The organism is Streptomyces sp. RK9 (assembly GCF_045070545.1).
GTDB lineage: Bacteria > Actinomycetota > Actinomycetes > Streptomycetales > Streptomycetaceae > Streptomyces > Streptomyces alboflavus.
Genome location: NZ_CP173703.1, coordinates 4,610,594 through 4,623,109, shown reverse-complemented (window position 1 = coordinate 4,623,109; position 12,516 = coordinate 4,610,594). Strand labels below are relative to the sequence as shown.

General features: G+C 72.9%; 11 protein-coding genes and 1 pseudogene. 2 read left to right on the top strand and 10 right to left on the bottom strand.

What is annotated here, in order from left to right; all coding sequences use genetic code 11:
* Positions 1-27 precede the first annotated feature (27 nt).
* Complete coding sequence (locus tag AB6L24_RS18995) at positions 28-639, top strand: dihydrofolate reductase family protein (RefSeq protein WP_380849021.1); 612 nt, start codon at positions 28-30, stop codon at positions 637-639.
* Between the two features lie 25 nt (positions 640-664).
* Here the strand turns inward: AB6L24_RS18995 and AB6L24_RS18990 are convergent, their stop codons facing one another.
* The 5 genes and pseudogenes from AB6L24_RS18990 to AB6L24_RS18970 all read right to left on the bottom strand — a co-directional run bounded on the left by AB6L24_RS18990 (position 665) and on the right by AB6L24_RS18970 (position 5,471).
* On the bottom strand, positions 665-1,933 hold the full coding sequence (locus tag AB6L24_RS18990) for an alpha/beta hydrolase (RefSeq protein ID WP_405656656.1): 1,269 nt from the start codon (positions 1,931-1,933) through the stop codon (positions 665-667).
* An 86-nt stretch (positions 1,934-2,019) separates the two neighbouring features.
* Positions 2,020-2,624 (bottom strand): annotated as a pseudogene (locus AB6L24_RS18985) (DinB family protein).
* A 36-nt stretch (positions 2,625-2,660) separates the two neighbouring features.
* Positions 2,661-3,200, bottom strand: coding sequence for a DUF1707 domain-containing protein (locus AB6L24_RS18980; RefSeq protein WP_405656654.1), 540 nt, complete (start codon positions 3,198-3,200; stop codon positions 2,661-2,663).
* Positions 3,201-3,300: 100 nt separating this feature from the next.
* Positions 3,301-4,323 carry a YncE family protein gene (locus AB6L24_RS18975; RefSeq protein WP_405656653.1) on the bottom strand — a complete coding sequence of 341 codons (1,023 nt, stop codon included), beginning with the start codon at positions 4,321-4,323 and terminating at the stop codon, positions 3,301-3,303.
* An 80-nt stretch (positions 4,324-4,403) separates the two neighbouring features.
* A complete protein-coding gene (locus AB6L24_RS18970) occupies positions 4,404-5,471 on the bottom strand; it encodes an aldo/keto reductase (protein WP_405657226.1) in 1,068 nt (355 codons plus the stop codon).
* A gap of 188 nt (positions 5,472-5,659) precedes the next feature.
* On the opposite strand from AB6L24_RS18970, the gene AB6L24_RS18965 reads away from it, so the two are divergent.
* Positions 5,660-6,352, top strand: a complete 693-nt coding sequence (locus AB6L24_RS18965; RefSeq protein ID WP_405656652.1) for a M15 family metallopeptidase — start codon at positions 5,660-5,662, stop codon at positions 6,350-6,352.
* Positions 6,353-6,506: 154 nt separating this feature from the next.
* On the opposite strand, the gene AB6L24_RS18960 is transcribed toward AB6L24_RS18965, so the two are convergent.
* From AB6L24_RS18960 to AB6L24_RS18940, 5 genes are all read right to left on the bottom strand, one after another.
* Positions 6,507-7,748, bottom strand: coding sequence for a glycosyltransferase (locus AB6L24_RS18960; protein WP_405656649.1), 1,242 nt, complete (start codon positions 7,746-7,748; stop codon positions 6,507-6,509).
* A gap of 42 nt (positions 7,749-7,790) precedes the next feature.
* Positions 7,791-9,134: an ATP-binding protein gene (locus AB6L24_RS18955; RefSeq protein ID WP_405657225.1), complete on the bottom strand. Its 1,344-nt coding sequence runs from the start codon at positions 9,132-9,134 to the stop codon at positions 7,791-7,793.
* Positions 9,134-9,832 (bottom strand): response regulator transcription factor, encoded by a 699-nt coding sequence (locus AB6L24_RS18950; RefSeq protein WP_405656647.1) that lies wholly within the window; start codon positions 9,830-9,832, stop codon positions 9,134-9,136. The genes AB6L24_RS18955 and AB6L24_RS18950 overlap by 1 nt, the downstream gene beginning before the upstream one ends.
* A gap of 46 nt (positions 9,833-9,878) precedes the next feature.
* Positions 9,879-11,405 (bottom strand): alpha/beta fold hydrolase, encoded by a 1,527-nt coding sequence (locus tag AB6L24_RS18945; protein WP_405656646.1) that lies wholly within the window; start codon positions 11,403-11,405, stop codon positions 9,879-9,881.
* Positions 11,406-11,533: 128 nt separating this feature from the next.
* On the bottom strand, positions 11,534-12,505 hold the full coding sequence (locus AB6L24_RS18940) for an immunity 49 family protein (protein WP_405656645.1): 972 nt from the start codon (positions 12,503-12,505) through the stop codon (positions 11,534-11,536).
* Between the last annotated feature and the right edge of the window lie 11 nt (positions 12,506-12,516).

The window sequence follows — 12,516 nt, the reverse complement described above, 5'->3', positions numbered from 1 at the left end:
TTGAGGCCGAAGAGAGTGTGGTGTGCAATGAAGCTGGTCGTGCAGGAGTTCCTGTCGCTCGACGGGGTTTCGCAGGGGCCGGGGGCTCCGGACGAGGACACCAGTGACGGGTTCACGCGGGGCGGCTGGTTCGTGCCGCACATGGACGAGGAGTTCGTGGACCTCGCCGGGACGTGGCTCGCCGAGGCGGACGCGCTGCTGTTCGGCCGTCGCACGTACGAGAACTTCGCGCGGGACTGGCCGACGATGACCGACCATCCCTTCGCGCCCATCATGAACGGCCTGCCGAAGTACGTGGCCGCGCACAGCCCGACCAAGGCCGACTGGGACCCGACCACCATCCTGTCCGGGGAGATCCCCGCCCAGGTCGCCGAGCTGAAGCGGCAACCGGGGCGGGAACTTCAGATCCACGGCAGTGCCCTGCTGGCCCAGTCCCTGCTCGCCGCCGGTCTTGTCGACACGTTGCGGCTCGTCATCGCGCCGGTCGTGGTGGGCCAGGGCCGACGGCTGTTCCCGGACGGCGGCACGCCGGCCGGACTGCGGCTCGTCGACCACCGGACGACCCCGGGTGGCCTTTCCGTGCACACCTTCGACGCGGTGGGGCTTCCGGAGTACGGGCACTACGGAGCCGGGGCGTAGGCCCCTGGGGGCGGGCGGGACGGGGTCAATTGCCGGACGTCCAGCCGATCGTGATCTCGGGGTAGTCGGCGTCCGGTGCGTCCAGGGACGGTGAGGTCGTGGCGCGGCCGCGCAGCCAGTGGTCGAAGAACGCGCGTACGTACGCACCCGTCACCGCCTGCGAGCGGCGTCCCTCGGCCGTGCCGAAGAACCTGGCGTGGCGTTCGGGGGTCCATGCCTGGTCGAGCCGGAGCCCGACGCCGAGGGCGGCGAGGTCGTTGAAGCTGTAGTGGCGGGCGCCGGCGAGGACCATGCGGCGGCCCCAGGCCGTGTGGTGGGCCATGAAGTCGGTCCAGGTCGGCAGCTCCATCGGCTCGGTGAAGAGCAGGAAGGGCTGCCCCAGTCCCGTCTTCACCGCGTCCGTCTGGAGGGCGCCGTCCAGGCAGGCGCCCGCTGTGAAGCGCGGGTCGGTGCGCAGTGCCTCGGCGGCCGCGGAGCCGCCGAGGGAGTGCCCGAACACCCCGAAGCCGGTGTGGTGCGGCGTCCGTGAGAACTCCGCGGGCAGCCGCGTCGCGCGCTGTCCGGTCAGGACGTCGAGCACGAAGCTCAGGTCGGCTGCGCGGACGTCGGAGTACTTGCGCAGGAGTGCCTGGTCGCCGGTGGCGGGGTTCTGGGGGATGATCCGGCCGTCGGGGAACTGGGTGGGGCCGTCGTAGGTGTGGTTGACGCCGATGACGACGTAGCCGTGGCTCGCCAGGTCCTGGGCGAAGGCCGTGCCGGTGGCGGCGGGGTCCTGGCGGCCCGGGCCGAAGAACACCACGGGGGCCCGGTGCAGGCGCGGGTGCGCGGGTGCGTCCTGCCAGGCGCCGGTGCGCACCGTCCCCAGGGAGCCCTCGGGGAGTTCGAAGCGCCGCTCGACGACCGGTTCGAGGCCGGGCGTGAGGTACCGGGCGCGTTCGAGACCGCGGTGCCCGGCGGCCGCGTACCAGACCTGGACCATCAGCTCGCGCGGTGTCGGGGTGGGCGCGAAGGGGTCCTCGCGGCGGTCGTCGACGAGGTGGAAGGTGCGGGTGCCGACCGGGTGCGGGCCGGTGGCCGCGGGCAGGGGGACGGACGTGTCGCTCGGGGACGCGAAGGCCGCTCCCGCTCCGAGCCCACCGCCGAGCGCCGCCGTCACCCCGATCACCGATGCGCGGAGTATCCAGCGGCGCGAGGGCTTTCCAACAGGCCCGGCGGGCACGGAGCCGTCCGGTGCGGAGCCGCCCTGCGCGGAGCCGTCGGCCGAAGCCCCGTCGGGCGGAGGCTGGTTCGTCATGGAGAGGTCTCCTCGGTAGCGCCCGTGCGCGGATCGGCCGCGCGGAAGGGCTGGGACGAACATCATCTCCCGGGCCCCGCGCCCCCTCAGAGGCCGATCGCCCCGTCGATCCGCTCCCGCAGCAGGTCGGCGTGGCCGTTGTGGCGCGCGTACTCCTCGACCATGTGGATGAGGACCCAGCGCAGGGACACGGTGCCGCGCCAGGAGTCCGTGCCCTCCACACGTCGAGATGGGGCGCGTCGGTCACGAAGCGTTCGGCGAAGGCGACTTCGGCGCGCCACGCTTCCCAGGCCGCCGCGGCGCGGGCGGGGTCGGGCAGCGCTCCGGTGAAGTCGGCGTCGGGCTCGTCCGGTGAGGAGAACAGGGGCGGCGCGTCGGCCGCGGCGAGCACCCGCCGGAACCAGCGGCGCTCCACGTCGGCGAGGTGCCGCACCAGGCCGAGCAGGGAGAGCGTGGAGGGGGTGACCGACCGCTGCGCCAACTCCGCTCCGAGGCCCGCGCACTTGAGCGCCAGCGTCGCGCGCTGCGCCGCGAGGACCCCGACGAGCAGCGCGCGCTCGTCGCCGGTGGCGGGCCCGCTGAACCGGTCCGCGCCGGAACCGGTCGTCGGCGACGCGCCCTCGGCGGCCGGGGTGACGTCGAACAGCTCGGCCCGTCGCCGGGTGACGCGCCCCTGGGGAAGATCTGTCATCCGTACATCATCATGCGTACGTCCCCCGATCTCACCTCACTTGCGCCGCTCCACGATCTTCGCGTGCAGGAGCTTCCCGACCAGCTCGATGCGGAGCCGGGGCTCGGCAGCGGTCTTCTTGGGACGGAGCTTCAGCTTGGAGTAGGTGAGATTGAGCCCGTCGGTGTCCATCGTGAAGTCCGGTGAGCCGACGAAGACCAGCTTGCCGTGCGTCATGTCCGTCTCGATGCGCAGGACGTCCGAGGTGATCACGGCGTGGGTGAAGTCGAGGGTGACGCGGCACTCCTGCGTGCGCAGTTCGATGCGCGCGGGCACCGTCCAGCGGCCCTCCCGGACGAACTTGCCGCCGTGCTGCTCGACCACGAGCACGTCCTTGGCCTGGACGGCGGGCGCGCCCGGCAGGTCGGTGGTGAGCTCGGCCAGCTCGCTGAGCGTCTTGGCCGACAGCGCGCGCTCCAGGCGCATGTCGAGTTCCTCGGCGTCGAGCCGGCCGTCTCCGGCGGCGACCCGGAGCGTGTCCACGACGCGGTCGCGATCCTCGTGCGATGCCCTGAGGTCGGGCAGGTCATTCGACATGTCGCCACGTTAGCGGCAGCGCGGGGCAGCGGCCAGCCACGCCGGACCCACGGGCGTCGAGCGGGCGTTCGCGACGTGTCGAGCGGGTGGGGCGGCAGGGCTAGGCAGGGGCGGGCAGCAGTACCGAGGAGTCCGGTTCCAGCTGGGTGGCGAAGCCGCCGACGACGGTGAGCCGGTCCAGGTCGACGACGGCGACCCGGTTGTTGCCGAGCTGGGAGACGTACGCGCGTGGCTCGGTGGGGTGGAAGGACACGGCGGCCGGGGTTCCGTCGAGCTGGAGGGAGCGGATCGGGCGCAGGTCGGTGCTGAACACGGTGAGGGTGTCGGCGGCGATGTCCGTCGCCAACAGCCGTTCGTCGTCGAGGGTGTAGACCCGCAGCGGGTCGCCGCCCACCGTGCGGCTGCGGCGCACCTTCATGGTGCGCGCGTCCACGGCGACCAGGGACCGGCTCTTGCGGGCGCCGACGAACAGGGTCTTCTCGTCCCGGCTCAGACAGCTGCTCTCGGGCAGTTGGCCGGGGGTCACCAGGAGCGGGGGGACGGCGGCGTCGTGCGGGCGCAGGAGGCTCACCGTGTGCGACAACAGGCCGGTGACGTAGGCGCGTTCGCCGTCGCGTGTGAGCGAGAAGAGATGGGTCTTCACGCCGTGCGTGGGCACCGCTCTGGTCGGGGCCGTGTCGGTGGCCGGGGCGTCGAAGCCGAGCAGGACGGCCTTCTCCTCGCTCAGGGCGTACAGCCGGTCGTGGGCGTCGATGCCCATGCCGTGGATCCGGTTGAACGGCCGGGTGTCGATGGTCCGGGCGAGAGTCCGCTCGGCCAGGTCGACGACGAGGACGGCAGCGCCGCCCGCACCGACGGTGGAGGCCATGCGGACGCCGTAGTGCCCGACGTAGGCGAAGCGACGGCGGGAGTCGACGACCATCTCATGTGGATAGTCGGGCAGTTGGACGCTGTGCAGGCGCCGCCCGGAGGCGACGTCGTAGAAGCTCACCGCGTGGCTGCTCTTCTCCACGACCGCGAGGACGTCGCCGTCCCGCGCCCGGGTGGCGCTCGCGGCGGGCGCGGCGAGCCCGGTCGCCAACGTCCCGGCCCCCGCGGCCTTGATCACCGTACGACGCGTCACCACAGTCGATCACCCCGATCTCTCGTCCGGATCTCTCGCCCCGGTCTCCTGGTGTGGTCTCTTGACGTGATCCGGCGCCCTCAATCCCCACCGAGGCCTCGGACCGCCGCCCTCGCCCCGGCCGCGCGGCGCCGCAGCGACGGCGTGGTGAGCGACGGCGGGGTCCACGCGCCGTCCGGAGGATAGACGTCGGTTCCGGGCGGCACGATCGCGTCGATGCGGTCGAGAGCGGCGTCGTCCAGGGCCACGGAGGCACCCTTGAGCGTGGCGCGCAGCTGCTCCATCGTGCGCGGGCCGATGATCACCGAGGTGACGGCGGGATGCGCGAGCGGGAAGGCGGTCGCCAACTCCGGCAGTGTGCAGCCCACTTCGTCGGCCACGGCCACAAGCTGCTCGACGACGTCCAGCTTCGCGGCGGTGCGCGGCGCCGACGGGTCGAAGCGGTCGGGGTTCAGGGTGGGGCGTCCGCTGCTCAGGTCGAGCGCCCGGCCCTTGCGGTAGCGGCCGGTCAGGAAGCCCGAGGCCAGCGGGCTCCAGGTCAGCACCCCCATGCCGAGCCGCTGCGCCACGGGCAGGACCTGCTTCTCGATCCCCCGGGCGAGGATCGAGTAGGGCGGCTGCTCGGTGCGGAACCGCTGCAGGCCCCGGCGGTCGGCGACGTGGTACGCCTCGACGATCTCGTCCGCCGGGAACGTCGAGCAGCCGAACGCCCTGATCTTGCCCTGGCGCACCAGGTCGGTCAGCGCGGAGAGCGTCTCCTCGATGTCGGTCGTGTGGTCCGGCCGGTGCACCTGGTACAGGTCGATCCAGTCCGTGCCGAGCCGCCGCAGGCTGTTCTCCACCTCCCGGACGATCCAACGCCGGGAGTTGCCGCCCTGGTTGGGCCCCTCCCCCATCGGGAAGTGGACCTTGGTCGCGAGGACCACGTCGTCGCGGCGGCCCTTGAGGGCCTTGCCGACGATCGTCTCCGACTCCCCGGCCGAGTACATGTCGGCGGTGTCGACGAAGTTGATGCCCTCGTCCAGCGCGGCGTGCACGATCCGGGCGCAGTCGTCGTGGTCGGTGTTGCCGACGGCGCCGAACATCATCGTGCCGAGGCAGTAGGGGCTGACCTGGATCCCGGTACCGCCCAGTACGCGGTGGCGCATGCGACTCTCCTTGGCCTCGTGGTCGTCGATGTCCCCGCGCCCCTCGGCCTTCATGGCCCCCGTGGTCCTCGCGAGTGCCGTGACTCTACGAGCTGGAGTGCGCTCCAGGGCAAGTGCGTACGTCGGCGGACGACGGCATGCCGGGGCCGCCCTCACGACGGGACCGCGCCGCAGGAGATGATCGCGCCATGAGCGAGATCATCCTGATGTCCGATCCGAAGGTCACCTCGACTCCCGTACGGGAATGCGGTGAGCCGCTGGTGGATGTGCGGGGCGAGGCCGCCCTGCTGGTCGACGACCGCCTCAAGGACCCGGCCGACGCCTTCGCGTATCTGCGGCAAGGCGTCGTCGACCGGCTCCTTGAGGCCCAGACGCTGCTCCCCGACGGGCTGCGGCTGCTGTTCGTCGAGGGCTACCGGCCGCTGTCGTTGCAGCGCGCGTACTTCGAGGAGTACGGCGACGAGCTGCGGGCGCTCCACCCGGACTGGCCGGCCGAGCGGATCCACGCGGCGGCGAGCCGCTACGTCTCCCCGCCCGCCATCGCGCCGCACAGCGCGGGCGCCGCCGTCGACCTGACGCTGGCCGATGCCGACGGGCGCGAACGGGACCTGGGCACCCGGATGAACGCCTCCCCGGAGGAGAGCGCGGGCGCCTGCTACACGGGGGCCGACAACATCAGCGCCGAGGCACGCGAGAACCGCCGGATCCTCGGGGCCGCGCTGAGCGCCGCGGGCCTGGTGAACTACCCCACCGAGTGGTGGCACTGGTCGCTCGGCGACCGCTACTGGGCCCTGGCCACGGGCGCCGAGCACGCCTCCTACGGGCCGCGGGAGCTGGCCGGTGCCTCAGCTTCGCCGCAGCACGGGCGGCAGAGGCGCTGATCACGGGCAGCACAGGGCTGGTTGAGCGCTGAGCGCTTCGCTGGAAGTGCCGCGCTGCGCCGTCGTTCTGCCGCGGCGCCGTCGTGGCTGGTCGCGCAGTTCCCCGCGCCCCTTCGGGGCGCTTCCCCACCGCAGCGAACTTCACCCGAGCCGCTCAGTCGAGCCGGTCGAGGGCCGCGACGACCTGCCGGACGCCGTCCTCGCGCGCGAGGACGGCGGCGAGGTCGCGGGCGCGCGTCCGCAGGGCAGGGCTGTGGACGGCGGCGGTGAGGGCGTCGGCGAGGCGGGGCGCGGTCAGGCGCTGGTAGCGCAGGGGGCGCGGCGCCACGCCGAGTGTGTGCAGGCGGGCGGCCCAGAAGTGCTGGTCGAGCTGGACGGGCACGGGGACGGCGGGTGTTCCGGCGCGCAGTCCCGCCGCCGTCGTGCCCGCGCCCGCGTGGTGGATCACGGCGGCGGTCCTGGGGAACAGCCAGGCGTGCGGCACCTCCGACACGGTGATCAGGTCGTCGTTCTCGGCGTGCAGGCCGCTCCACCCGGCCTGGATGATCCCGCGTACCTTGGCGCGGCGCATGGCGTCGGCGAGCAGGGTGCTCAGCCGCTCGGCGTCGGCGGTGACGAAGCTGCCGAACCCCGCGAAGACCGGCGGCGGGCCCGCGTCGAGGAAGTCCGCGAGCCGCGCGTCGGGCCGCCAGTCGGGCGGGGTGTGCGGCCACCAGTAGCCGCACACCTCGTGCCCCGCGGGCCAGTCCCCCGGCCGGGGCACGACCGTCGGACTGTAGCCGTGCAGGACGGTGCGCCCGCGGGGCAGCCCCAGCGGACCGCCGAACCTCCGCCGCGGCAGGCCGAGTTCACGCCGCAGCGCGCCGACGGCGGGCGCGAAGATCCGGTCCGTCGCGGCCCACAGGGCCAGCGCGGCCAGGCGGTTGCCGTGCGATCCGAACGAGCGGGCCCCGGTCATCATCGGCGGGAAGGCGCCGGTGGGGTGGATCGGCTGGAGGTACGCCCCGACGCTCGGCACCCGCAGCGCCTCACCGAGCGCCGCGCACATCGGGTCGGTGACCGTCGAACTCAGGACGACGTCGGCGCCCTCGCGGACGGCGTCCGCGACACCGACGGTCAGCCGGGGCATGAACGCCCGTGCCATGCGCGAGATGCGCGCCAGCTCCACGGGCGGGCTCGCCGCCTTCGCCAGACCCTGGCCGACCTGGGAGGCCAGCTCCTGCCGCGGGTCGACGGGCAGGGGCCGAAAGCCCAGGCCGTGGACCGTCACCGCCTCTTCGAAACGCTCATGCGTGGCGAGGACGACCTCGTGGCCCGCGGCACGCAGCCGCACGCCGAGCCCGGTGTACGGGGCGACATCGCCCCAGCTCCCTGCTGTCACGATCAGTACGCGCACGACGGCAGCATGTCAGAGACACGCGGTCCTGGTCAGGACGCCTCACGCGGGTGGCAGCGAGCCGTCGTCGCCCCCGGTCCGCGGCGGCAGCCGGAAGCCGACCTCCGCGCCGCCCCCGGCCGCCTCGGCGGCGAAGACCGTGCCGTGCTCCGCCTCGACGAGATCGTGGACGATCGCCAGCCCGAGACCGGATCCGGGCGTGGCCTGGGTGCCGGGCCCCCGGTAGAAGCGGTCGAAGACGGCCTGTCGCTCGTCCGGCGGGATGCCGGGGCCCTGGTCGCGGACGGACAGTTGGCATCCGTCGACGTGCAGAGTGATGGGGGTGTCCGGCGGGCTGAACTTGACGGCGTTGTTCAGGAGGTTGTCGACGCAGCGCTGCAGGGCGCGGGTCCGGGCGTGCACCGGGGTGGGCCGGCTGAGAGAAGTGGTCGTGACGGTGATGGCGCGCCCGGTGCGCCGGCTGTGGCGGTGTGCGCTGTCCTCGGCCAGGGTGGGCAGGTCGACGCTCGTGGGCTCGTCCTCGGTGTAGCGGTCGGTGGCGAGTTCGACCAGTTCGCGGACGAGGTCGTCGAGGGCGACGGCCTCGGTGACCAGGGTGGCGAGGATCTTCTCCTCGTCCTTGGGGTCGAGCCGACCCCGGGCGCGCTGCAGGAGTTCGGCGCTGCCGCGCACCGAGGTGAGGGGGGTGCGCAGTTCGTGGCTGGCGTTGTGGACCAGTTCCTGCTGCTGGCTGCGGGAGCGGCGCAGTGCGCTCAGCATGGTGTCGAAGCTGTGGGTGAGCTGGCCGATCTCGTCCTTGCCCGCGGGCGGCAGCGGCGTGGACAGGTCCTGGGTGCCGGTGATGCGCCGGGTCGTGCGGACCAGGCGCCGCACCGGGCGCAGGATCCGGCCGACGGCGAGCCAGCCCAGCAGGGCGGAGAGGCCGGTGGCGGCGGCCGTGGTGAGGGAGATGCGCCACATGAAGTCGCGTTCGAGGCGCACGGCGTCGCGGTAGCTCTGGCCGACCATGACCGCGCCGCCGTCGGGCAGGGGCCGGGTGAGGATCCCGTACTCGGTGCCGGAGACCACGACGTCCTGGCGGCTGCTGCCCTCGCCCGTGCGGGCCACGCGGCGGTCCCCGGCCGAGACGGGCAGCTCCGTCCGCCCCGGTGCCAGCGGCCGGACGGCGCCCTGCGGGGACAGGACCTGCTCGATCATGTCGTTCCGCTCGGGCGGGGTGCGGTCCGCGGCGAGGAGGGTGACGACCGTGTCGGTGCGGTCCTCCAGGCCGCGTTCGAGTTCGTCGCCGACGACGTCGCTGACGTTGCGGAAGGACGCGAAGGCGGTGACAGCGATGGCGAGCGCGGCGGCCGCGACGACCAGCACGGTGATCTTGGTGCGCAGCATCACGCGGGCCTGATGGTGTAGCCGACGTTGCGCACGGTGTGGATCAGGCGCTCGCCGCCGCCCTGTTCGGTCTTGCGGCGCAGATAGCCGATGTACACGTCGAGGGAGCGCGACGAGCTGTCGAGGTCGTAGCCCCAGATGCGCTCGTAGATCTGGGTGCGGGTGAGGACCGCTCCCTGGTGCCGCAGCAGCAGTTCCAGTACGTCGAACTCGGTCTTGGTGAGGTCCAGGGACGCACCACCGCGCTCGGCCCGCCGTGCGGCGGGGTCCAGGGTGAGGTCGGCGGCCCGCAGGAGGCCCGCGTCCGCGGGCGGGTCGGTGCGGCGCAGCAAGGCACGTATGCGGGCCAGGAGTTCCTCCGTCGCGAAGGGCTTGGCCAGGTAGTCGTCGGCCCCGGCATCCAGGCCCGCGACGCGGTCGCCGATCTGGTGGCGGGCGGTGAGCACGAGGATGGGCAGGCGCTCGCCGCGCCTGCGGAGCATCCGGCACAGTTCGAGGCCGTCGAGGCCCGGCATGACCACGTCCACCATGGCGAGATCCGGCCGCCGCTCCTCCAGGACGCTCAGGGCACCGAACCCGTCGGCGGCCACGAGGACGTGGTAGCCCTCGAAACGGAGGAGCTGCTCCAGGGTGCTGCGCACCCCCGGGTCGTCCTCGACGACCAGCACGGTGCGGTGGGACTCGACAACGTTCGTCATGGGGACATCTTCGCTGGTGGTGGACGTGGTCACGGCAGTGGCCCCGTCAGCGGCGCACGGGGGCGACGGCGATCGGCGGGAGGCCCTTCAGACACGAGGTGTCGCCGGAAGTGCCCGTCCGGATGAAGCGCGCGGTGACTCCTGTGACGCAGCCGCTCTGTTCGAGGTCGGGCACGTGCCCGACGTTGCGGACCGAGTGGAACTCGCTGTTCGTGAACTGCCGCGCGGCGATACGGCCGTTGGCGTCGGGGGTGTTGGCGTCGAGGTCGCCTGAGATCACGAGGACCGGTACGTCGGGCATCCCGGGGTGCGTGGGCTGCGGGCTCGCGGTGTTCTTCTTGGGCCAGCCGATGCACACGTCACCGCCGTCCGTCGGGCCCTCGGTGAACCCCTTGGCGCTGAACGCCCCGTGCTCTCCGGGCCTGGTCGCCGCGAGCGCCGCGCGGTACTGGCGCCACCGCTCGGCCTGCGACGCCTTCGTGGACCACGCCTTGCGGTAGTCGTTGCAGACCACCGCCACGTACGGTGCCTGGTCCTCCTTGCCGACCGCCGACGCCTCGTCCTTGATCAGGCGCCGCAGCGGCGCGGGGTCGTCGTGGACGAAGCGGTCCAGGGCGTGCGGCATGCTGCCGAGCAGCGACGGCTCGCCCGGCACCGCTCCCGCTCCGCTGCTGGCGGCCTCGAAGAGCAGATTGGCGAGTTGCCCCTCGGTGAAGCGCAGCTTGCGCCGGTCCCCGGCCGCCTCGAACGGCACGTCCATGGGCCGCTCGCGCAGCCGCGACGCCGTGGTGCGCAGGTCCCGCACGGCCTTCTTGCCGTCGCAGGCCGCGGGGACGGAGCGGTCGCAGATCCGTTGCAGGGCCAGCGACACGGCCTGCGCGCTGGGGCGGACGAGCGGGTCGAACCCGAGGGGGTACGCCCCGGACAACACGATGGACCGCACGTGCTCGCGGTGCCGGCTCGCGTACACCGGCATCAGGTACGTGCCGTAGGACAGCCCGTACAGCGTCAGCTTCTGCACGCCGAGCCGGGCCCGGACGGCGTCGATGTCGTCGGCGGTGGCCGCCGTGGTGTACCCCTCGGCCTTGGGGCCGAGGTTCCGGGCGCAGCGGGTGACGGCGTCGCGCTGCTGCTGCCGGGTGCCGTAGCGGTACTCGACGTCGGTCACCCCGCACGGGATGCGCTCGGACCTGCCGGTGCCGCGCGGGTCGACGAGCAGCACGTCGTGGTCCTTCAGGACCTTGTTGAGGCCCATGGCGAACTCGGGGGCCCGGTCGACGGCCACCTCGCCGGGACCTCCCGGGTTCACGGCCACGGTGCCCTTGGCGGCACCGGGACCCCAGTGCCGTACGACCGCGTAGCTCACGTCGACCGTGCCGAGCTGCGGCTTCCCGGCGACGAGGGGACGGGTGATCGTTCCGCAGTCCACCCGGTGGTCGTCCACGGTGGGGCACCACGTCGGGCCGCTCGCCCGCTCGGTCGGCGCGGCCGCCGCCGTGGGTGTCACCGTGGCGAGCACCGCCATCATGCTCACAGCCAGCACTGTCCGCCGCACCGTGTTCTGGTAGGTCATCGTTGCTCCTCTCCTGTGATCACCACAGTGGCCGGGCGACTTCAGAGGGACGGCAAAGCAATGACAAGAACAGGTAAGAACACGCGGGCGGCTGGACGGTGTACGGGCGCGTGGGGCGTCCGCGCGGGCTACTTCGCTGCCCACTTCCCCAGGTTGTTCACCGCGCCGTCCCGCTCCCGCCGCAGGGCGTCCGGGGAACCCACCAGGTCGCCCGGCAGATATCTGGACCGCACGCGCAGCTCCCACCCGTGCGCCTGGACCGCGAGGGCGGCCAGGGCAAGGGGGCCGAGCGGCAGCAGGGTCCTGGGGGCCGGGTCGGCGCCGACGCTCTCCCGATGCTCGGTGAGCCGGGCCGCGAGGGCTTCCTCGAAGGCGTCCTGGTCGTCGTCGAGGAGGACGCGCAGGAGCCGGTGGTCGGACGGAAGAGCGCCGACTCCGTCCAACTGCCGGGCGGCCTCGGCGCGCACGTCGGTGTCCGGCTTGCACAGCGGCACGGTGGGCCAGTCGCGCGGGAGGTGCCCCTTGGCCTCGGTGAGGTAGCCGCACAGCGCGCCCATCGCGGCGAGGTCCGCCGGTTCCGACCGCGAGGGCAGCGTCGAGTACGGCACCCCGTCACGGATCGCGGGCGCGTAGTCGTTCCGCAACAGCAGCCCGATCACCCGCTGCCAGTCCCACACAAGCCCGCTGACCACGCACACGCCGAACGTGTCGAGCCACGTCCGGGCCGATGGCCCCTGCCCGGTCCCGCTGCCGTACGCGACGACGTCACCGAACCCGATGTCGTCACTGCTGAGTTGCTCACCGATGAGCGGAAGAACGACCTCCTGGTCACCGCCGGGGAAACAGCCGACGCTCAACTCCCCCAGGAAACATTCGGCGGCGGTCCGCAGCGCCGTACGCGCGTTCTCGTCGAGCACGCCGCCCGCCACGGTGCGGGCCGCGACGTGATCGAGGAGTTCGTCCCCCGTCTCGCGCATCTTCCTGGGCGCCGGATCGTCGTACCGCATCCACCGCCACCGCTCCCGGGTGCGCCCGGTGATGTCGTCGAGTGCCTGGGAGAGGCGCTCCTCCCCCAGCTCATGGCGTGTCACGTCCCGCACGGCCCTCGTCC